This is a genomic window from Aeromicrobium sp. REDSEA-S38_B2, assembly GCF_001628525.1.
Taxonomy (GTDB): Bacteria; Actinomycetota; Actinomycetes; order Propionibacteriales; family Nocardioidaceae; genus Aeromicrobium; species Aeromicrobium erythreum.
This window is the reverse complement of sequence record NZ_LUNH01000035.1, coordinates 1-20052: the sequence shown is the minus strand read 5'-3', so window position 1 is coordinate 20052 and position 20052 is coordinate 1. Positions and strand designations below refer to the sequence as shown.

The 20052-nt window shown below is 71.7% G+C and carries 19 protein-coding genes and 1 pseudogene; 8 read left to right on the top strand and 12 right to left on the bottom strand.

The annotated features are described in order from the left end of the window. Positions 1-38 precede the first annotated feature (38 nt). Complete coding sequence (locus A6Q81_RS08635) at positions 39-1031, bottom strand: ABC transporter substrate-binding protein (RefSeq protein WP_067860460.1); 993 nt, start codon at positions 1029-1031, stop codon at positions 39-41. 508 nt (positions 1032-1539) lie between these two features. Here A6Q81_RS08635 and A6Q81_RS08630 point away from each other — a divergent pair. The 7 genes from A6Q81_RS08630 (at position 1540) to A6Q81_RS08600 (ending at position 7915) form a co-directional block, all read left to right on the top strand. Further along, a complete protein-coding gene (locus A6Q81_RS08630) occupies positions 1540-2373 on the top strand; it encodes a D-arabinono-1,4-lactone oxidase (protein WP_286690203.1) in 834 nt (277 codons plus the stop codon). Positions 2374-2487: 114 nt separating this feature from the next. Then, entirely contained in the window at positions 2488-3129 is a 642-nt protein-coding gene (upp, locus tag A6Q81_RS08625; RefSeq protein WP_286690202.1) for a uracil phosphoribosyltransferase, read from the top strand. Between the two features lie 178 nt (positions 3130-3307). Then, positions 3308-3955, top strand: coding sequence for a hypothetical protein (locus tag A6Q81_RS08620; protein WP_286690201.1), 648 nt, complete (start codon positions 3308-3310; stop codon positions 3953-3955). Then, positions 3952-4551, top strand: coding sequence for a hypothetical protein (locus A6Q81_RS08615; RefSeq protein WP_286690200.1), 600 nt, complete (start codon positions 3952-3954; stop codon positions 4549-4551). The genes A6Q81_RS08620 and A6Q81_RS08615 overlap by 4 nt, the downstream gene beginning before the upstream one ends. Before the next feature lie 51 nt (positions 4552-4602). Then, positions 4603-5262: a hypothetical protein gene (locus A6Q81_RS08610; protein ID WP_286690199.1), complete on the top strand. Its 660-nt coding sequence runs from the start codon at positions 4603-4605 to the stop codon at positions 5260-5262. 108 nt (positions 5263-5370) lie between these two features. Next, a complete protein-coding gene (locus A6Q81_RS08605; protein ID WP_286690198.1) occupies positions 5371-6816 on the top strand; it encodes an MFS transporter in 1446 nt (481 codons plus the stop codon). Between the two features lie 73 nt (positions 6817-6889). Next, positions 6890-7915, top strand: a complete 1026-nt coding sequence (locus A6Q81_RS08600; RefSeq protein ID WP_286690197.1) for a CobW family GTP-binding protein — start codon at positions 6890-6892, stop codon at positions 7913-7915. 7 nt (positions 7916-7922) lie between these two features. On the opposite strand, the gene A6Q81_RS08595 is transcribed toward A6Q81_RS08600, so the two are convergent. The 11 genes and pseudogenes from A6Q81_RS08595 to A6Q81_RS08545 form a co-directional block, all read right to left on the bottom strand. After that, the gene (locus A6Q81_RS08595; RefSeq protein WP_286690196.1) at positions 7923-8243 is read right to left on the bottom strand and encodes a hypothetical protein; all 321 of its coding nucleotides are present in this window, start codon (positions 8241-8243) and stop codon (positions 7923-7925) included. After that, positions 8240-8557, bottom strand: coding sequence for an ArsR/SmtB family transcription factor (locus A6Q81_RS08590; RefSeq protein ID WP_286690195.1), 318 nt, complete (start codon positions 8555-8557; stop codon positions 8240-8242). The genes A6Q81_RS08595 and A6Q81_RS08590 overlap by 4 nt, the downstream gene beginning before the upstream one ends. Before the next feature lie 114 nt (positions 8558-8671). Then, on the bottom strand, positions 8672-10060 hold the full coding sequence (gene pntB, locus A6Q81_RS08585; RefSeq protein ID WP_286690194.1) for a Re/Si-specific NAD(P)(+) transhydrogenase subunit beta: 1389 nt from the start codon (positions 10058-10060) through the stop codon (positions 8672-8674). 5 nt (positions 10061-10065) lie between these two features. Further along, a complete protein-coding gene (locus A6Q81_RS08580; RefSeq protein WP_067860489.1) occupies positions 10066-11616 on the bottom strand; it encodes a Re/Si-specific NAD(P)(+) transhydrogenase subunit alpha in 1551 nt (516 codons plus the stop codon). A gap of 272 nt (positions 11617-11888) precedes the next feature. After that, positions 11889-12557, bottom strand: coding sequence for an HNH endonuclease family protein (locus A6Q81_RS08575; RefSeq protein WP_286690193.1), 669 nt, complete (start codon positions 12555-12557; stop codon positions 11889-11891). Positions 12558-12657: 100 nt separating this feature from the next. After that, complete coding sequence (locus A6Q81_RS08570; RefSeq protein ID WP_067860491.1) at positions 12658-15282, bottom strand: putative bifunctional diguanylate cyclase/phosphodiesterase; 2625 nt, start codon at positions 15280-15282, stop codon at positions 12658-12660. A gap of 90 nt (positions 15283-15372) precedes the next feature. Continuing rightward, positions 15373-15956 (bottom strand): annotated as a pseudogene (locus tag A6Q81_RS08565) (DUF4272 domain-containing protein). After that, positions 15953-16579: a suppressor of fused domain protein gene (locus tag A6Q81_RS08560; RefSeq protein ID WP_286690192.1), complete on the bottom strand. Its 627-nt coding sequence runs from the start codon at positions 16577-16579 to the stop codon at positions 15953-15955. Before A6Q81_RS08560 ends, A6Q81_RS08565 begins: the two are co-directional and overlap by 4 nt. A 170-nt stretch (positions 16580-16749) precedes the next feature. Continuing rightward, entirely contained in the window at positions 16750-17091 is a 342-nt protein-coding gene (locus A6Q81_RS08555) for a hypothetical protein (RefSeq protein ID WP_286690191.1), read from the bottom strand. A gap of 117 nt (positions 17092-17208) precedes the next feature. Continuing rightward, positions 17209-17904 carry a DUF3800 domain-containing protein gene (locus A6Q81_RS08550; RefSeq protein ID WP_286690190.1) on the bottom strand — a complete coding sequence of 232 codons (696 nt, stop codon included), beginning with the start codon at positions 17902-17904 and terminating at the stop codon, positions 17209-17211. Positions 17905-18090: 186 nt separating this feature from the next. Continuing rightward, a complete protein-coding gene (locus tag A6Q81_RS08545; RefSeq protein WP_286690189.1) occupies positions 18091-19035 on the bottom strand; it encodes a 1,4-dihydroxy-2-naphthoyl-CoA synthase in 945 nt (314 codons plus the stop codon). Positions 19036-19129: 94 nt separating this feature from the next. On the opposite strand from A6Q81_RS08545, the gene A6Q81_RS08540 reads away from it, so the two are divergent. Continuing rightward, on the top strand, positions 19130-20050 hold the full coding sequence (locus tag A6Q81_RS08540) for an SDR family oxidoreductase (protein WP_286690188.1): 921 nt from the start codon (positions 19130-19132) through the stop codon (positions 20048-20050). Positions 20051-20052 lie beyond the last annotated feature (2 nt).

Genomic DNA, 20052 nt, shown 5'->3' with positions numbered 1-20052 from the left:
GAGGTCGTGGCAGCGACCCCGCCCCGTCACGGGCAGGCTCAGTACTGGCGGTCGGCCAGCACCTGCTTCGCCTGGTCCTGCGTGAACGTCGTCTCCTCGGTGACGACCCGCTTCGGCACGTCCTCACCGGCCACGACCTTCTTCGCCAGCTCCATGAGCTGGGGCCCGAGCAGCGGGTTGCACTCGACGATGAAGTTGATCTTGCCCTCGCTCAGCGCGGTCATCCCGTCCTTCACGGCGTCGACCGTGATGATCTTGATGTCCGTGCCGGGCTTCTTGCCGGCGGCCTCGATCGCCTCGATCGCGCCGAGACCCATGTCGTCGTTGTGCGCGTAGACGACGTCGATGTCGTCGTGGGACTGCAGGAACGCCTCCATGACCTTCTTGCCGCCGTCGCGCGTGAAGTCGCCCGTCTGGGAGGCGATGATCTTGATCGCGTCGTCGGACGACGTGACGTCCTCGAAGCCCTTCTTGCGGTCGATGGCCGGCGCGGCACCCGTGGTGCCCTGCAGCTCGACGACGTTCACGTCGCCGTTCTTGTCGACGTCGGCGTCCTGGGCGTTGTCGACGAGCCACTGGCCGGCCTTCTCGCCCTCCTCGACGAAGTCGGAGCCGAGGAAGGTGACGTAGAGCGAGTCGTCGTCGGAGTCGACGGCGCGGTCGGTCAGGATGACCGGGATCTTGGCCCGCTTGGCCTCCTGCAGCACCGCGTCCCAGCCGGTCTCGACGACCGGGCTGAAGGCGATGACGTCGACCTTCTGCTGGATGTAGGAGCGGATCGCCTTGATCTGGTTCTCCTGCTTCTGCTGGGCGTCGGAGAACTTGAGGTCGACGCCGTCCTTCTTCGCCGTCTCGCGGATCGACGTCGTATTGGCGGAGCGCCAGCCGCTCTCGGCACCGACCTGGGCGAAGCCCATGGTCAGTCCGTCGCCGCCGGATCCGCCGTTGCCGCCGTCCGAGCTGCTGCCGCACGCCGTCATGCCACCGAGCAGGGCCAGGCCTGCTGCGACCGTGATGACCTTCTTGAACACTGCTTTCCTCCATCTGGTTCGGCGCCGGGACGGCACCTGCGGGGGGCTCGTGTGGCGGGCGGACAACCGGACACACTGGCGACGCTGGCACGTGACCTGCATCACTGATGCCTGATTGTTAACGCTCACAACACACCGCGTCAAGCAGTTCGACGAAGAAATTGTGAGCGCTCACAATGGCCGCCTCCCATGGGAGGATGCGGTGTGACCACCACCCCGCGCCGGAGCAGCTGGTCCGGCACCGTCCCGTACCACTTCGCCGCCGAGCACCGTCCCGCCGACCTCGACGCGCTGCGCCGCCTGGTCACGACCACCCCGCGCCTGCGCCCGGTGGGCACCGGCCACACCTTCAACGACGTCGCCGACGGGGCCGAGGCCGTCGCACTGACGGCCTGCCAACCTGGCCTCGCTGCCGCACCTGAACGTCGCCGGCGCGGTCGCGACCGCGACGCACGGGTCGGGCACGCGGACCGGCAACCTCGCCACGCAGGTTCGGGCGGTCGAGCTGGTGCTCACCCCTGGCGACGTCGCGACCGTCCGCCGCGGCGACCCGGACTTCGACGGCGTGGTCGTCAACCTCGGCCTCCTCGGCGTGGTCACGGCGCTCGAGCTCGACGCCGTGCCCGCTGTCGACCACCGCCAGGTGGTGCTCCCCGACGCCGACGTCGCGAGCCTGCCCGACCGGCTCGCCGACCTGCACCGCCTCGGCCGCAGCGTCAGCGTCTTCACCCGCTGGGACGACGCGCCCAGCCACGTGTGGGTGAAGTGGCGCGACGGCGACCCCGACCCCGCCCCGGGGTGGGAGACGCTCGGGCTGGCGCCGGCCACGGAGGAGCTGCACCCGATCCCCGGCCTCGACCCGGTGCACTGCACGGCCCAGCAGGGCGTGCCCGGGCCGTGGGTGGAGCGGCTGCCGCACTTCCGGCCGGGGTTCCTGCCGAGCGCGGGCGACGAGGTGCAGTCGGAGTACCACCTGGCGGCCCAGCACGGACCCGCGGCCGTTCGCGCCCTGCAGGAGGTCGGGCACCTGCTCGACTCCGCCCTGCTGACGTCGGAGATCCGCGCGGTCGCGGCCGACGACCTCTGGTTGAGCCCCCAGTCGGGCCAGGACACCTGCTCCTTCCACTTCACCTGGACGGCCGACCTCACGCTCTCCTCGGCCGCGGCGCTCGTGGTCGAGCACGCGCTGGAGCCGTTCACGCCGCGCCCGCACTGGGGCAAGCACTTCGCGCTCGACGTGCGCGGCCTCTACCCGCGTCTGCCCGACTTCGAGGCGCTGCGCCGACGCCTCGACCCCGACGGCGTGCTCGCCGGCCCCTGGTACGACCGCGTCCTCGCCTAGCCCGACGACAGAAGTCCCCACGATCCGGGACGTGGTGGCCCCTTCTCGCGCCCGGAACGGGCGACGGGGTTCCGCATCGTGGGGGCGGACGACGCTGGCACTAGGCTCGACGTCATGCACGTCCACGTCGCCGACCACCCGCTCGTCTCCCACAAGCTCACGGTGCTGCGCGACGCGTCCACCGACTCCCCCACGTTCCGTCGGCTCGCGGACGAGCTGGTGACGCTGCTGGCCTACGAGGCCACGCGCGACGTCCGGGTCGAGACCGTGGAGGTGACGACGCCGGTCGCCCAGGCGCAGGGCGTCCGGCTCGCCGACCCGCGCCCGCTCGTCGTGCCGATCTTGCGCGCGGGCCTGGGCATGCTCGAGGGCATGCAGCGACTGCTGCCCACGGCCGAGGTCGGCTTCCTCGGGATGGTGCGCAACGAGGAGACGCTCGAGGCCGACACCTACGCCGAGCGGCTGCCCGACGACCTGTCCGGGCGCCAGTGCTACGTGCTCGACCCGATGCTCGCGACCGGCGGCAGCCTCGCCGCGGCCATCCACTTCCTGGTGAGGCGCGGGGCCGACCACATCACCGCCGTGTGCCTGCTCGCCGCCCCGGAGGGCATCGAGCGGATCGAGCGGGAGATGGCGGAGGTCGGCGTGCCCGTCACCCTCGTCGTCGCCGGTCTCGACGAGCGCCTCGACGAGAACGGCTACATCGTCCCCGGGCTCGGCGATGCGGGCGACCGCCTCTACGGCGTGGCCGACTAACCATGAGCGCGGCGCAGGAGCTTTGTCCGGGCGGTGGGGACTCCGGCGACCGTCTGGAGGACGTCCGCCGCTCCTGGCCGGCGCTCGTTGCCGCCGTAGCCCTCCTGCTCGTCGCGTCCCGGTCGCTGTTCGGCTGATCGGCTGCGGTGAGTCCCCGGGTCGTGCCAGGGTGTGCGCCATGACCGGGCAGGGTCTTGACGCGGACGCATCGGCGCTCGTGCTGCGCCCGCTGGGCTGGCGCGAGGCCGACGGCGTGGCGCGGCTGTGGCGCGACCTGCTGGTGCTGGCCGTGCCGTTGACACCCGGGGTCCTGTGGCTCGCCCTCGCGAGCGAGCAGCACCCTTTGGTCGCGGCGGCGGTGCTGGCGGGTGTGCTGGCGGCGCTCGGTGCCTACGCGACGGAGCTGCTGATGGTGCGCCACGAGCGAGTCGTCGTCACCGCGAGCACGGTGGAGTGGTGGCGTGGCAAGCGGGTGCGTGCCCGTCTCCGCCGAGGTCCGACCCTGCGAGCCGCGCGCTACGTGCCCTGGCCGGTCGGGCGACCGCTGGGCCTCCTGCACCTCGCCGTCTCCGACGGGACCACGGGGTTCCGCCTCGGCGACGCACGCTGGATCGCGCACTTCGAGACGATCGCGCTCGCCGCCGAGGTGGCCGCGCCGCGGCTGACCCACGACAGGGCCCGTCGACGCATGCCGGAGTGCTTCACCCCGGTCGAGCGCCTCGCGGGTCTCGTCGGTTCACGACGCCGCCGCGTCGCAGCGCTCGTCGTGCTGGCCCTCGGCGGCGTAGCCTTCCTGGCTGGAGTGTTGAGCGGCCGCGGTGCATGAGTGACCCCGGCACCGTCCGTGTCCTGCACCCCGTGCCCTGGTCGGAGCAGCCGCAGTGGGTCGCGCTGCGGCGTCTTGTGTTCTACCGGTCCCTCCTCGCGCTGCCCTTCCTCTTCCAGTTCGTCGTCCAACGTGGGGACCGACCGGTGCTCGCGCTCCTCCTGCTGAGCGCTGCGGGGCTCATCGCCTCCGGCACGGCGTGGGAGTGGTGGCAGGGCACCCGCGAGCGGCTCGTGCTCACCGACGACACGGTGGAGCCCGTCCGAGGGCGACGGAGGCGGCCACGGTCCCGCCTGGCCCGGAAGGACCTGTGGGCTGCGCGCTTCTCCCTCTACCGTGGCGAGCCGGAACCCGGGACGCAGGCCCTCGCGATGTCCGACGGTGGCGACGGCATCCTGCTCACCCACGCCGGCTGGACGCCGAGGTACCCGGAGCTGCTGACGATCCTCGGGGTCTCCGCTCCAGGCGTGTCATCCAAGGTCGCTGCGCGGCGCCATCCTGAGGCGTTCGGCTGGGCCACCCCTCACCAGCTCGCGTCCGCCGTGCTGGCGGTCGTCGGACTCGTCGCGATCGTCGTGGCCCTCGCCCTGCTCTGAGCCTCGCGATCCGGCTGACGGTGTACGGACCGGCGTGGGAGGGTGTCGGCCATGACCGGTCCGACGTCGCCGACGCCACCGTGGCCCGTCGAGATCCTCCCCGTGCCCTGGTCGCAGTCCCAGGGCCGCACGCAGGTGGCGCGGGAGCTGCGCTGGAACCTGGTCGGGGCGCTCGGCCTGGGGGCGGGCGCCCTGGCGAACTTCGACCACGCTCCGGTGCTGGCCGGCCTCGCGGTCGCCCTCGGACTCGCCGGTCTGGTCGCACCGGTGGTGGCCCCGGTCGTGCGCTGGCCCGAACGGGTCGTGGTCGACGAGGAGACGGTCACGCTGTGGCGCCGCGGGAGGGTGCGGGGCCGTGTCCAGCGCGGGGTCGATCTCCGAGCCGTCCGGTACCGCCTCGGGCGGGGCGACGGATCCTCGCCTCAGCACCTGGCACTGTCGGACGGTCAGGAGGGGTTCCAGCTCACCGACCCTCGATGGGCTCCGCGGCACCTCGAGCTGGCGAACGTCGCCGGTGTCGACGCGCCGATGTCCCACGTCACCCTCGTCCGTCGTGAGATGCCCGAGGCCCTGCCGGTGCTCGACCGGACCTTCGTGGCCTGGGGACGCCCCGAGCTCAGGCGCCGACGTCTCGCGGTCGTCGCCCTGCTCGTCGTCGCCGCCGCCGCGATCGTGATCCTGCTCGCGCGCCACCAGGCCGGGGTCTTGTGAGCGGAGACCTCCTCGGCGCCGTGACCTGACCACACCCTGCGCCGTCGTACCCGTCTCACCCCACACCGTTCGGCTTGCGCCGACCCTGGACTCGGCCACGCTGGTCTGGTGAGCGAGGAGCCGGTCGACACCCACGAGGACCGACCGACCACCTCGGACGAGCCGAACCCGGCACGGTGGCAGATCCTCGCGGTCACCCTGGTCGTCGGCTTCATGTCGCTGCTCGACGTCACCATCGTCAACGTCGCGATCCCCTCGATCCAGAAGGGGCTCGACACGTCGGCCTCGACCGTGCAGTGGGTGGTCTCCGGCTACGCGCTCACGTTCGGCCTGACCCTCGTGGCGGGCGGACGCCTCGGCGACGCGTACGGCCGCAGACGGCTCATGCTGATCGGCCTGGCCGGGTTCGTCGCCTCGAGCGCCGCGGTCGGGCTCGCGCCCACCGCCGAGCTGGTCGTCGTCGCCCGACTGCTCCAGGGCGCGTCGGCCGGGCTCCTCACGCCCCAGAGCTCGGGGCTCATCCAGCAGTTGTTCTCCGGCGCCGAGCGGGGCCGCGCGTTCGGCTACTTCGGCCTCACCGTCTCGCTCGCGTCGGCCACCGGACCGCTCCTCGGCGGTCTCGTCATCGGCCTGGTCGGCGAGGAGCTCGGCTGGCGGCTCGTGTTCCTCGTCAACGTGCCGATCGGCGTGGTCGCCGCGATCGCCGTCGCCCGCATGGTCCCCGGACGCGAGGACGACAGCACGCCCGGCCGCATCGACACCCTCGGCGCGGCGCTTCTCGGGGTGTCCGTGCTCTGCCTGCTCTACCCGCTCGTCAGCCTCGAGTCGGGTGCGCGCTGGCCGCTCGGGCTGCTCGTCGGCGTGCCGGTGTTCGCGTGGGCGTTCGTGCGCTGGGAGCACCGCGAGAAGCGACTCGGCCACGACCCCCTGCTCGACCTCGACCTGCTGCGCCGCCTCCCCGGGTACGGCAACGGGCTGCTCGTCGGCACCGTCTACTTCACCGGGTTCACGGGCGTGTTCCTGGTCGCGTCGGTGTGGCTGCAGGACGCGCGCGACGTCAGCGCGCTGCACGCCGGGCTGCTCCTGACCCCGTTCGCCCTCGGGTCGGCGATCACGTCCCCGCTCGCCGGACGGCTGGTCAGCACGGTCGGTCGACCACTCACGGTCATCGCGCTCGGCGTCATGATGGTCGGCGTCCTCGGTGCCGCGCTGGTCGCGCCCGGTCGCCCCACCGACGACCTCTGGTGGGCGCTCTCCCCGTTCCTGCTGCTGGCCGGTCTCGGCGGCGGCGCCGTCGTGTCGCCGAACATCACGCTGACCCTCCAGGAGGTGCCGCCGCGGATGGGTGGCGCGGCCGGCGGGGCCCTGCAGACCGGCCAGCGCATCGGCTCCTCGCTCGGCGCGGCACTGCTGGCCACCACCTACCAGGTGGTCGCGGGACGCTCCGACGGCGACGCCGGCATCCAGGTCTCGCTGCTCGTCGCGCTCGCCGTCCTGGCCCTCGCCCTCGCGGCGGCAGTGCTCGCCTGGCGCACCGCCCGACAGCCCCGCTGACCGTGACGTCCTGGCCCTCGAACGGGGCCATCCGGGGCCAGGTCGTCACGGTCAGGGTCCGTATCCTCGGGCCGTGTCCGCCACCGTCCCCGTCGTCGCCCTCACCGGCAGCCTCGGGAGCGGCAAGACGACGATCCTCAACCACCTGCTCGCCCACCGGGGCCGACGTCGGGTGGGCGTGCTGGTCAACGACTTCGGCGCCGTCGACGTCGACGCGCTGCTCGTCGACGCCGGGTCGGCGGCCACGCTCTCGCTGGCCGGCGGGTGCGTCTGCTGCCGGGTCGACGACGACACGCTCGACTCGACGCTGGAGCAGCTGACGTCGACGCGCGCCGGACTCGACCTGGTGCTGGTGGAGTCCAGCGGGGTGGCCGACCCGGCGACGCTCGCCGCCCGTCTCCACCGCGCGGTGCGGCACCCCGGGCAGGCAGGCGGGCTGCTGCACGTCCTCGACGCGCGCGCCTGGGCCGACGACGACACGCTGCTCGACCCCGCCGCGCTGGCTCGCGCCGACCTCGTGGCGCTCACGAAGACCGACCTGCCCGGTTCCGTCCCCGTCGCCGAGGCGCGACGCCGGCTCGAGCCGCTGCTGCGCACCGGGGTGCCCGTGGTCGACGCGCCGCACGGCGCACTCGACCCCGAGCTCTTCGCCGACGCCTCGGCTCCGCTGAACGACGGACCCCGTCAGCTGTCCCTCGCCGAGGCCCTCCCACTCCCCGGCGGACACCAGCACGTCCACGCGAGCACCTGGGAGCACGACGGGCTGGTGCACCCGCGACGCCTCGCCGAGCTGCTCGACGGTGGACTGCCGGAGGCCTACCGGCTGAAGGGCGTGGTCCGGCTCGACGTGCCATGGGGTGCACGCTGGTGGACGGTGCACCGGGTCGGCGGGCTCCCGAGGGTGACTCCCGCACCGAGGCCCGCGCCGACGAGCCGGCTCGTGGCCCTCGGTCCGACGCTCGACGAGCGCGCGGCGGAGGTCGCGCTGACGCACGTCGGGCGCGACCCCCAGGAGGAGGTCGCGCCCGACGACCACGCGGCGCTCATGCGCTGGGTGCCCGACGACCTGCGCCCGGAGTGGGCGCGGGTCGAGGGGTGAGCCCGACTCAGGCGGCGTGCTTGCAGGTGCTGCAGGTGCAGTCGCTGCACACGCAGTTGGCGCAGCTGTCGGAGCAGTGCGCGCAGGAGCAGACGTTGTGGTTGCAGGTCTCGCACGTGCAGTCGGTGCAGGTGCAGGTCGCACAGCTGTCGGAGCAGTGCGCACAGGAACAGGTGGCGCACTCGTCGTAGTGGCCGTCGTGCTCACGGTGCACGTGGCCGTCGTGGAGGTAGTCGACGTGGTCCTCGTGGACGACGGCGTCGTGGCCGCAGCCCGGGCCGTGCGTGTGGTCGTGCTTCTCGGCCTCGCGGTGGTCGATGACGGTCATGGGTGGTTCTCCTGGGTGTGCTGGAAGGCGTCGAGGAGCACGTGGGCCACGTGCTCGTCGGTGAGGGAGTAGACGACCTCGCGTCCGCGTCGCTCGCCCGAGACGAGACGTGCGGTGCGCAGGATCCTCAGGTGCTGCGACACGAGCGGCTGCGACCGCCCGGTCCACTCGACGAGGTCTCCGACCGTCTGCTCCCCCGCGCACAGACGGTGCACGAGAGCGGCGCGCAACGGCGTCGACATGGCGTCGAAGAGTGCAGCGACGGACGCGTAGGCGTCGATGTCCCCCCGCCCGGCGTCACCCCGCTCACTCATGCACACATCCTTATATAGCAATCCGTGCATGTCAACACGATCCGTCGTCCCTTCTCCCACGAAGCACGACGGCCGGCCACCCCTCGGGCGACCGGCCGACCGTGCACCTCCGACTCACAGCGCGCGCAGGATGTCCTCCACGCGGTCCTTCGCGTCACCGAACAGCATCTGGCTGTTCTCCCGGAAGAACAGCGGGTTCTGCACCCCCGCGTACCCGGCGGCCATCGAGCGCTTGAACACCACCACGTTCGACGCCTCCCACACCCGCAGCACCGGCATGCCGGCGATCGGGCTGGTCGGGTCCTCCGCCGCGGCCGGGTTCACGGTGTCGTTGGCGCCGATGACGAGCACCACGTCGGTGTCGGCGAGGTCGTCGTTGATCTCGTCCATCTCGAGCACGATGTCGTACGGGACCTTCGCCTCGGCGAGGAGCACGTTCATGTGCCCGGGCAGGCGACCGGCGACCGGGTGGATGCCGAACCGCACGTCGACGCCGCGCTCGCGCAGCTTGCGGGTCAGGTCGGCGACCGGGTACTGCGCCTGTGCCACCGCCATGCCGTAGCCCGGGGTGATGACGACGCTCGACGCGTCCTTCAGCAGCTCGGCCACGCCCTCGGCGTCGACCTCGCGGTGCTCGCCGTAGTCCGTCGCCTCGCCGGCCGGCGCCTCGATGCCGAAGCCGCCCGCGATCACGGAGATGAACGAGCGGTTCATCGCCTGGCACATGATGTAGCTCAGGTACGCACCCGAGGAGCCCACGAGCGCGCCGGTGACGATCAGCAGGTTGTTGCTCAGCAGGAAGCCGGCCGCGGCCGCGGCCCAGCCCGAGTAGCTGTTGAGCATCGACACGACGACGGGCATGTCGCCACCGCCGATCGAGGCGACGAGGTGCCAGCCCAGGGCGAGGGCGAGGGCCGTCACCAGGATCAGCAGCCAGATGTTCGGGCTCGCCACGAACACGACGGTGAGCACGAAGAACAGCACCAGCGCGCCGATGTTGAGGTAGTTCTTGCCCGGCAGCACGAGCGGCGACGACTTGATCCGTGCGCTCAGCTTCAGGTACGCGACGATCGACCCGGTGAACGTCACGGCGCCGATGAACACGCCCACGAAGACCTCGGCCGAGTGGATCCGCTCGAGCGACACCAACGGGTACACCGGGTGCTCGAGGTAGCCGTTCCAGCCGACGAGCACGGCCGCCATGCCGACGAAGGAGTGCAGGAGCGCGATCAGCTCCGGCATGCCGGTCATCTCGACCTCGCGGGCCCGCCAGATGCCGATGCCCGCGCCGATCACGATCGCACCGACCAGCAGGACGACGCCGACCGTCTCGGCGTCCTCGACGGCCAGCACGATGGTCGCGACCAGGGCGATGGTCATGCCGGCGATGCCGTAGGCGACACCCGAGCGCGCGGTCTCGTGCTTGCTCAGCCCGGCGAGGCTGAGGATGAACAGCAGGGCGGCGACGATGTACGCCGCGGTCGCGATGCTCTGTGCAGTCACTCTGATCAGCCCTTCGAGAACATGCTCAGCATGCGGCGGGTCACGGCGAAGCCGCCGAAGATGTTGATGGAGGCCAGCAGCACCGCGACGAACGCGAGCAGGCGGATCGCCCACGCGTTGTCGGCCCCGTCGCCGACGCCGATCTGCAGCAGCGCACCCACGACGATGATGCCGCTGATGGCGTTGGTGACGCTCATGAGCGGTGTGTGCAGGGCGTGGTGGACCTTGCCGATCACGTAGTAGCCGATGACGACCGACAGCGTGAGCACGAAGAAGTGCTCGGGCAGCGGCGGCGGCGCGTACGCGTTGACGAGGAAGAGGGCGGCGATGCCCGCGGCGATGAGAAGGTACTTGCCGCGCTGGGTGAGGCCGGGGCGCGGCTCCGGCTTCTCCTGCACGGCCGGCATCTCGGCCGTCGGGGCGGGTGCCGCCGAGACCTGCACGGGCGGCGGCGGCCAGAGGACGTCGCCGTCGTGCACCACGGTCACGCCACGCTGCACCACGTCGGAGTGGTCGAGGACGAGCTGACCGTCCTTGCCCGGCGTGAGCAGCGTCAGCAGGTTGACGAGGTTCTGCCCGTACAGCTGGGAGGCCTGCGTGGGCAGGCGACCGGCGAGGTCGGTGTAGCCGAGGATCGTCACGCCGTTCGCGGTGACGACCTTCTCGCCCGCCACCGAGCCCGCGACGTTGCCACCCTGGGCCGCGGCCATGTCGACGATGACGCTGCCGGGCTTCATCGAGGCGACGTCGGCCTCGGTGAGCAGCCGCGGGGCCTGACGTCCCGGGATCAGCGCCGTGGTGACCACGATGTCGACGTCGGCGGCCTGCTCGGAGTAGATCTCCGCGGCGCGGCGGTCGTACTCCTCGCTGGTGGCCTTCGCGTAGCCGTCGGTGGACTTCTCGACCTCGACGTCGACCGCGAGGTACTCGCCGCCGATCGACTTCACCTGGTCGGCGACCTCGGGGCGCGGGTCGGTGGCGCGCACGATGGCGCCGAGGCTGGACGCGGCACCGATCGCCGCGAGCCCGGCCACGCCGGCGCCGGCGACGAGCACCTTGGCGGGCGGCACCTTCCCGGCGGCCGTGACCTGCCCGGTGAAGAAGCGGCCGAACTCGTGCGCCGCCTCGACGACGGCGCGGTAGCCCGCGATGTTGGCCATCGACGACAGCACGTCCATCGACTGCGCCCGCGAGATGCGCGGCACGGCATCCATCGCGAGGACGGTCAGCGGGCGGGCCGACAGCGCCTCGAGCAGCTCGGGGCTGGTGGCCGGCGCGATCAGGCTGACCAGCGTCGCATGGTCGTTGAGCCGGTCGATCTCGGCGGTGCTCGGCGGGTTGACCTTGAGGACGACGTCGGCCGTCCATGCCTCCTCCCCCGTGACGACGGAGGCACCGGCCTCCGCGAACGCCTCGTCGGCGAACGCGGCCTTCGCCCCGGCCCCGGACTCGACGCTCACGTCGTACCCGAGCTTCAGCAGACGTGCGACCGTCGCGGGAGTCGCAGCGACCCGGGTCTCCCCGGCACGCGACTCGGCGACCACTCCGATCCTCATTCCGCGGACACTAGCGGAGGCCTCGGGAACCGACCACTGGATGAGACCGGTGTCTCAGGTACTGGCGGTATCTGAAACTTCCGGCCATCCGGACGACAAGTTCACGCGTTCCGCCCTCAATGGCCACCTGGCTGCTGGTTCCCATCAGTTCATGGGAACCAGCAGCCCACCATGGTTCTCCCTCACTCACCTGCGGATGCAACCCCAGGTGAGCGAGGGATTCCCATCCATTGATGGGAATCAGCATCGACGGCGACGGGTCGAGCCGGGCGTCAGCAGCCGGCCAGGACGTCCTGCAGGGCGGCCTTCTCGGCGGAGTCGACGCTGAGACCCCACCGGTACTTCACGGCGATCCAGTCCGACACGTACGTGCAGCGGTAGCCGGTGGCGGGCGGGAGCCAGGAGTCCGGATCCTGGTCGCTCTTGGACCGGTTCGTCGACGCCGACACCGCGATCAGGCTGCGGGCGTCGCCGAGGTCGTTGGCGAACGACTCGCGTCGACTCGCCGTCCAGCCCGAAGCACCGGAGATCCACGCCTCCTTCAACGGCACCATGTGGTCGATGTCGAGGCTTCCCGCGTCGGTGAAGCGCACGTTGTCGTAACGCGACAGCCAGGAGCCCGACGTGATCGTGCACGTGCCGGTGCGCCCCGTCGCCGACGACGACTCGTCGATCAGCACCTCGGCGCGTGTGTTGCAGCCGTCGCCGTCGGCGTCGATCCAGTGCCGGAACGCGTCGCGGTCGTAGGTCGTGCCGTTGGCCTCCGCCCGCACGGTCAGCTCGGCGAGCTGCGACTCCGGCGACGCCGACGCGGCTGGTGCGACGAGGACGGTCGCGACGAGCGTCGCGACCAGCAGGCCGACGACGTGGGTGAGGCGGCGCCGTCGCCGCCCGACGGCGGGACGGACGTGGACGGTGGACGAGGCAGCACGAAGCGGCATGGCGGGACTCCCCCCGAAGTCACTGGTCAGGTCGAGAGGACCCTAGGCTGCGCCGTCGCCCGTCCGGAAGGCTCGGAACCAGACGTTCACCCGAACGTCATCAACCGCGTCCCTGCGCGCCCACGCCGGCCGTCGGTGGCGTGGCGGGAGCCGGCCGGCCCAGGTGGTAGCCCTGGAGCAGCCGGTAGCCGAGCGACTCGAGCGCGGTCTGCTGCTCCGCCGTCTCCACTCCCTCGGCCACGACGTCGATGCCGATGCCCTGGGCCATCGCGACCACCCCGGCGCAGACCGAGCGCGCCCGGCGCGAGTGCGTCATGCGGGCGACGAACGACCCGTCGAGCTTGACGACGTCGACGGGCAGGTCGACGAGGTGCGCCAGGGTGCTGTAGCCCGTCCCGAAGTCATCCACCGCGATCCGCACCCCGTGGTCGCGCAGGGCGAAGAGGTCGACGACCAGACCGCCCGTCACGTCGAGCAGCTGCGTCTCGGTGATCTCGAGGACGAGCATCGACGGCGGCAGCCCGACCTCGTCGAGCACCGACAGCACCCGTGCCACCAGGCCCGCCCGCCCCAGCTCGACGGCCGAGACGTTCACGTGCACCGGCACCGGCGTGCCCTGGGCAGCCAGCGCGGCCGCGTGCGCACACGCCCCGCGGAGCACCCCGTCGCCCACCTGGTGCATCAGGTCGCTGACCTCGAGCACGGGCATGAAGTCGCCCGGACGCAGCTGGCCCCGGATCGGGTGGTCCCAGCGCAGCAGGGCCTCGACCGCGTGGAGGTAGCCGGTGGCGACGTCGACGATGGGCTGGAAGACGAGCGAGAACTCCCCCGAGGCCTGCGCCCGCTCGAGGTCGACGAGCAGCCGCGCCGACGACTCGATGCCGGCGTGCACGGTCGGGTCGTAGAACTCCGCCCGGCCGCGACCACGGTCCTTCGCCGCGTAGAGCGCCTGGTCGGCGTGGCGCAGGAGCAGAGGCGCCTCGGCCTGCTCGTCGGCGGCGGCGATGCCGATGCTGACGGTCACGGAGACCGTCGTGCCGTCCTGCAGCACGACGGGCTCCGACAGGCGGTCCATGATCCGCTGCGCCTCGGCGGCGAGCTCCTCACGCGTCCCCGCCGACGTGCACAGGACCACGAACTCGTCGCCGCCGAGCCGGGCGACGGTGGCGCCGTCGCCGACGAGGGCGGAGAGCCGCTCGGCGAGCTCGACGAGCACCGCGTCGCCGACCGCGTGACCACGGCCGTCGTTGACCTGCTTGAAGCGGTCGACGTCGATGAACATCACCGCGAGGGCCGGCCGCTCGGACCCGACCACCTGCGCGGCGCGCTCCAGCGAGTCCGCCCAGAGGGCCCGGTTGGCCAGGCCCGTGAGGTCGTCGTGGAGGGCCGCGTGGGCGAGCGCCTGCTCGGCCTCCTTCTGCGCGGTCACGTCGATCATCTGCAGCGTGATGGCCGCCGACGACGCACCCGACCCCCCGAGCGAGAGGCTCGGGTCGAGGTCGGGGTCGACGAGCGCCAGCGCCACGTCGACCCATCCGCCGCCCCACGCGTCGTCGAGCCGCAGCTGGGTGCGCCAGCCGAGCGCGCGGCCCAGCGTCAGCTCGCAGACGCCCTGGCGGAAGGCCTCGACGTCGTCGTCGACGAACCAGGTGCGCGGATCGACCCCGAGGAGCGCGTGCCGGGGTCGGCCGGTGAGCGTCACGAGCGCCGCGTTCACGGCGTCGACGTGCACGAAGCCGTCGGGGTCGACCACCACGTGCGCCGACGCCAGCAGCGCCGCCTCCATGTGGTCCTGCAGCTGGTCGCGGTCGCGCCGGCTCTGCACGAGCGCGGCGTCGCGGGCGTCCTCGAGCGTCGCCAGCACCACGCCCACGACGGCCAGCACGAGGACGAAGGCCTGCGCCGCGACGACCCTCGCCTGGGGGTCGTCGAGCGACGCGAACTGTCCGTTGCCGGCTACCGTCGCGGCGACGACGAGCACGCCCTGCAGCGCCACCAGCACCGACGTCGCCTGCGCGCCGCAGCGCAGTGCCACGACGACGACGATCGGCACGATGGCGAAGTCGACCGGCCACGGCAGCCAGAGCAGCGCGCCCGTGACCACGAGTCCTGCAGCCACCGTCAGCGGGCACCCCGCTCCCCGCTCGCGCCGGGTGCGCCAGAGCTGGGGCAGCGCCAACAGCGCGTTCAGCACGACGAAGGAGCTGACCACGTTGCGGAAGCCGATGATGAACAGGCCCTCGAGGAACGGCTCGTCGAAGCGCCACCACGCCACCAGCGACCCCAGCAGCCCGCTGGTGGTGGCGGCCGCGGCTGCCACGCCGAGCAGCACGCCGACGTCGCCGAGCGTCGTCCACGTCGAGCGGAGCCAGGCCGGACGCCAGCGATGCAGCAGGACCGCACCCACGGCACCGTGCGACAGGTTGACCAGGCCGAAGAGCCAGGCTCCCAGCGGCTCGGTGCCGGTGAGCTGGTTGAGCACACCGCTGACCACCACCACGACGACGCACGCGACGATCCGCTCGAGCGAGCTGCGGGCCGCGAGCAGCCAGAGGATGACCACGCCGGCAGCCGGCCAGGCGAGCGCCAGCTGCGCCGGGGGCACGCGGGTCGCACGGCCGGCGAGGAACGCCAGGGCGAAGAGCACGGCGAAGCCCAGCGCCAGCGCCGCGGATCGCGTCCGCGTGCGCGGGGCGCTGCTCTCGAGGCCGAGCAGCCGCTCCATCTCAGGCAGTCCCCTCCCGACGTTCCACCTGCGGAGAAGCGTAGACCTCGGTGAGGCCACCCGGGTAGGGATCGGTCCTGGACGCCTTGCTCAGGTGGACAGGTCCACGTCGTCCCAGCTGTCGTGGACGCCGTCGCCGGCGGTCCACTCCAGGGCCCGACGTCGCTCCCAGAGGACGGACGGATCGACACGCCCGGGGTGGGGTCGGCCCGCGAGCCGTGCGTCGGTGATCCCCCACGTCAGGGCGAGGTGCAGGTCGAGCCGCACGGCGCGCTCGCGTCGAGCTCGGGCACGAGCCCGAGCACCCAGGCCAGCGCCCACAGGGCCTCGACCTGCGCCTCGTCCGAGTAGTCCGGCTCGACCTCGCCCGACAGGAGAGCGCGCTCGCGCGGGCTGAGCGACGCGAGCAGTCCCTGCTCCGCCAACCAGGCGCGCGCGAGCTCCGGCGGCATGCGCAGGGCCAGGTTCACGCGCACCGTCAGCACCAGCGCACGCTGCATCACCTGCTCCTCGTCCACGAGCACGAGGGGATCGGCAGCGTCGGCCACCGGGGGCAGGTGCGACGGGGGCTGCGGGAAGCCGAGACCGGGCAGCGCCGCGAGGCTGCGGCGGCGTGCCTCTGCGGCAGCGTCACCGTGCCCACGGCTGGCGTCGCGACCCCGAGACCACCTCACCGTGGAGGACCGAGGACGCTCGGGCGGTCGGGGTCCAGCAGCTCCGTCACGCCGTGCGCGTCGAGTCCGTCGAGGAGGCCGTCGACCCCCTCGGTCAGCTTCATCTCGAGCTCGTCGGGCAGGAGCGGCAGCATCGCGAGCAGGGCGACCTCACGACCGTCGTCGGTGCGGAAGGTCCGCGCCCCCTGCGGCAGCCGGAGCGGCGGGGCGAGCATGAGGCCGCAGAAGCGGGTGTCGTCGGCGTACGGCTCGGCCGGGTCGCCGTTCGGCAGCGAGTGCCAGGCACCCAGCCAGGTCTCGTACTCGTGGGGGAAGCGGGCGAGCACCTTCAGCGCGCGCACGGGCCAGTAGGAGCGCTCGTCGACCCAGGAGGCCTCGTCGACCGGCCAGTCCGGCGGGAGCATGACCATGACCTCGATCCGGTCGGGCACCTGCCCGCGGAGGTCCTGCGGCACGCTCATCCTGCGGTCGGACATGCCCGACGTCGCCAGCGTGTGGAACGGCCGACCCTCGCCGGCCGGCACGAGGTGCACGTCGACGTGCACGAGGTCGGACACGATCTCGTGGAAGACCGTCTCGACGGGCCCGACCCACTGCTCCAGGTGTCGGTCGACGGCGTCCACCGTCTCCGAGCACCCGAGACCTGCTGGCTCGAACGGCCGCTCCCGCTCCTGGTGACGGATGGTCGTCGGATGCTCCCGACGCCGCGCGCGCCTGCGTCCGAACACGAGCCCTCCGTCCCTCGGTTCCCGGTGGGCACGACCCTAGCGTCGCGTCGGTGCCGGATCCAGGGTCAGCGGAACACCTGCACCACGTCGATCGTGCCGACGATGTGCTCGTTCAGGTCGGCGAGGTCCGCGGCAGGTATCCAGTACTCGAGGATGGAGTCCCCGCCGACCTGGTGGACGTCGTAGGCGTCGAGGAACGACGTCTCGACCTCGAAGCGCGTCACGTAGCCCACGCCGCTCGCCTTCACGTTCCAGTCGCGCGCGATCCGCACGGCGTAGTCCTCGTTCAGGACGGGGTAGAAGATCGGCTGGTCGGGCAGCCGCGGCCGCCACGCGCGCCACCCCGATGCCTCGACCAGGGCGAGCTCCTGCGGCCCGGTCGGCCTCCAGAGCGTCGTCGTGTCCATCCCGTCATCCTGCCGCAGGACACGGCGGGCGACCCAGCCACTTTCGGCCGCTTGGAGATACTCGGCGAAGCGCGGCGGGCGGACCGGTCTCCGCCGGGTCGATGGACGGGAGGGGCTTCACCCACCGAACCGCTGACGATCCAAGCTCTTGAAGTAGCCCTTTCGCAGCGCGCGCTCGGCGCTGTCCTTCGACGTCGAGAAGAAGCCGCGCTCGGACGCCGACAAGCCTGAGGTCTCGATCTTTCGCCGGAGCAGCGAGAGCGTGCAGCACAGGTCGGCTGCCTGGAACAGGCTGTAGTCGGCCGGGATCACCTTGCGCACCTCGACACTCAGGTGAGCGTTGAAGACGCTGTTGACAAGATTCGTGATCTCCTTCTGACCATTGTCGTAGTAGATGACGATGCGCTCCCACGAGCTGAAGAACTCGTAGCTCGACCGGATCAGCTCACCGAGCTCACGTGACATCGCGCTGACGAGCCGATCTGTGTCACCCGGCTCGCGTTTGCTGAACACCCACGAGTGGTGCGTGACCTCGGACGTCCTGACGAAGTCGACGAGCACGCGGAAGATCGAACGGCGGGACGGCATGTCGAGCAGTCGATAGTCCTGCTCCCGGCGCACGAGGGGACCGGTGTGGATCGCATGGTCTGCCGGCAAGCCACGCGCCACCAGGGCGTCGCGGATCTTCTCCAGGTGCTGCGCGATGTCGTCGCTCTGATCGTGGAAGACGAGGCTCAGCACGTAGAAAGGCGAGTGCTTCTCGAATGGGCCGAAGTCGCCGGACTCGTCGACGAAGATGCTCAGCTCGCGCACGACGACACCCCTGGAAACGTCTTGAGGCGGGAAGACCCCGCCTCAAGAGGGTGGCGGGGGATATCCCCGCCTAAAGGTTGGACCAGGGCCTCTCGGCCAGCCCAGGTCGTCAACTCTAGCACCGGGCACCGCCAGCACCCGTCCACCTTAGTCGGTGGCGTCGCACGGGCGCGCCAGGCTGGGCCCTCAGTAGTACCAAGGGAACTGCGACCAGTCGGGATCGCGCTTCTCCAGGAACTGGTCGCGACCCTCCTGCGCCTCGTCGGTCATGTAGGCCAGGCGGGTGGTCTCGCCCATGAGGACCTGCTGGCCGACGAGTCCGTCGTCGATGAGGTTGAAGGAGTACTTGAGCATGCGCTGCGCGGTGGGGCTCTTCGCATTGATCTTGCGCCCCCACTCCAGGGCGGTCGCCTCGAGCTCGTCGTGAGGGACGGCCCGGTTGACCGTGCCCATGCGAACGCCGTCCTCGGCGGAGTACTCGTCGGCGAGGAAGAAGATCTCGCGGGCGAACTTCTGTCCGACCTGGCGGGCCAGGTACGCCGATCCGAAGCCGCCGTCGAAGCTCCCGACGTCGGCATCGGTCTGCTTGAAGCGGGCGTGCTCGGCCGACGCGAGGGTCAGGTCGGCGACGACGTGCAGGCTGTGCCCGCCGCCTGCCGCCCAGCCCGGGACGACGCAGATGACGATCTTCGGCATGAAGCGGATGAGGCGCTGGACCTCGAGGATGTGCAGCCGCGCGAGGCGGGCCTTGTCGATGGGCGACGGCTCCTCCGCGCCGGTGTCGGAGCCGGACGCCTCGCCGTCCTCGTACTGGTAGCCGAACCGGCCGCGGATGCGCTGGTCGCCGCCCGTGCAGAACGATCGCTTGCCGTTCTTCTCGCTCGGGCCGTTGCCGGTGAGCAGCACGCAGCCGACGTCGGCCGACGTGCGCGCGTGGTCGAGCACCTGCAGCAGCTCGTCGACCGTGTGCGGGCGGAACGCGTTGAGCACGTCGGGGCGGTCGAACGCGACGCGCACGGTGCCATGCGCGCGGGCGCGGTGGTAGGTGACGTCGGTGAGGTGCTCGAAGCCGGGCACCTCGTCCCACGCGGAGGGGTCGAACGTCTCGGACACACCGGGCAGGGCACTCATGGCCGCGAGGCTACTGGTGGGCGACTGCGGGGCGCGCGTCGGGAATCGGTCACACCCGCGTGACGCGCCCAGATACCGTCGGTATCTTGACGCCATGGCACTGTTCGCCCGCAAGGGCTTCACCGGCAAGGTCCTGCTCGTCACCGGCGCCGCCCGCGGCATCGGCGCGGGCGTGGCGCGGGCGTACGTGGCGCAGGGCGGCAAGGTCGCGCTGCTGGGCCTGGAGCCCGACCTGCTCGAGGCGCTCGCCACCGAGCTCGGCCCGGCCGCGGCCTGGTGGGAGGCCGACGCGCGCGACGGTCGCGCGATGACCGAGGCGATCGACGCCGCCGCAGCACACTTCGGCCGCATCGACCACGTCCTGGCGAACGCCGGCATCGCGTCGTACGGCACCGTCCGCCAGATCGACGAGGCGTCGTTCGAGCGGGTCGTCGACATCAACGTCAACGGCGTCTACCGCACGCTGCACGCGTCGATCCCGCACCTGGAGCGCACCCGCGGGTACGCGCTCGTCGTCGCGTCGCTGGCTGCCTTCACCAACCTCGCCGGGCTCGCGTCGTACAACGCCAGCAAGGCCGGCGCCGAGTCGCTCGCCCTCGCGACCCGTCAGGAGGTCGCCCACCTCGGGATCAAGGTCGGGGTCGCGCACCCGTCGTGGATCGACACCGACATCGTGCGTGGCGCCGAGGCCGACCTGCCGACGTTCAAGACGATCCGCGGCAAGCTGCCCTACCCGGCCAACAGCACCACGACCCTGGCCGACTGCGTCGACGCGATCGTCGCGGGATTGCGCCGTCGCAAGACCCGTGTGTACGTGCCGCGGGGCGTGCTGCTCGCCAACTGGACGAAGCCGCTGCTCAACTCCCCCGTCGCGTGGCTCTTCATGCGTCCGCAGCTCAAGCGGCACGTGCCCGACCTCGAGCGCGAGGTCGCCGCCCTGGGTCGCTTCCAGCACGCGCACGTCCCCCTCACCGACCCCAAGAAGCCGCTCGAGGAGACCCCCTCCACCCCCTGACC

Bases quoted from the DNA above. Each gene is read 5' to 3' on its own strand.
- upp (WP_286690202.1), top strand. From the start codon at position 2,488: ATGCACGTCCACGTCGCCGACCACCCGCTCGTCTCCCACAAGCTCACG.
- A6Q81_RS08620 (WP_286690201.1), top strand. From the start codon at position 3,308: ATGACCGGGCAGGGTCTTGACGCGGACGCATCGGCGCTCGTGCTGCGC.
- A6Q81_RS08615 (WP_286690200.1), top strand. From the start codon at position 3,952: ATGAGTGACCCCGGCACCGTCCGTGTCCTGCACCCCGTGCCCTGGTCG.
- A6Q81_RS08610 (WP_286690199.1), top strand. From the start codon at position 4,603: ATGACCGGTCCGACGTCGCCGACGCCACCGTGGCCCGTCGAGATCCTC.
- A6Q81_RS08595 (WP_286690196.1), bottom strand. From the start codon at position 8,243: ATGACCGTCATCGACCACCGCGAGGCCGAGAAGCACGACCACACGCAC.
- A6Q81_RS08590 (WP_286690195.1), bottom strand. From the start codon at position 8,557: ATGAGTGAGCGGGGTGACGCCGGGCGGGGGGACATCGACGCCTACGCG.
- A6Q81_RS08580 (WP_067860489.1), bottom strand. From the start codon at position 11,616: ATGAGGATCGGAGTGGTCGCCGAGTCGCGTGCCGGGGAGACCCGGGTC.
- A6Q81_RS08575 (WP_286690193.1), bottom strand. From the start codon at position 12,557: ATGCCGCTTCGTGCTGCCTCGTCCACCGTCCACGTCCGTCCCGCCGTC.
- A6Q81_RS08570 (WP_067860491.1), bottom strand. From the start codon at position 15,282: ATGGAGCGGCTGCTCGGCCTCGAGAGCAGCGCCCCGCGCACGCGGACG.
- A6Q81_RS08555 (WP_286690191.1), bottom strand. From the start codon at position 17,091: ATGGACACGACGACGCTCTGGAGGCCGACCGGGCCGCAGGAGCTCGCC.
- A6Q81_RS08545 (WP_286690189.1), bottom strand. From the start codon at position 19,035: ATGAGTGCCCTGCCCGGTGTGTCCGAGACGTTCGACCCCTCCGCGTGG.
- A6Q81_RS08540 (WP_286690188.1), top strand. From the start codon at position 19,130: ATGGCACTGTTCGCCCGCAAGGGCTTCACCGGCAAGGTCCTGCTCGTC.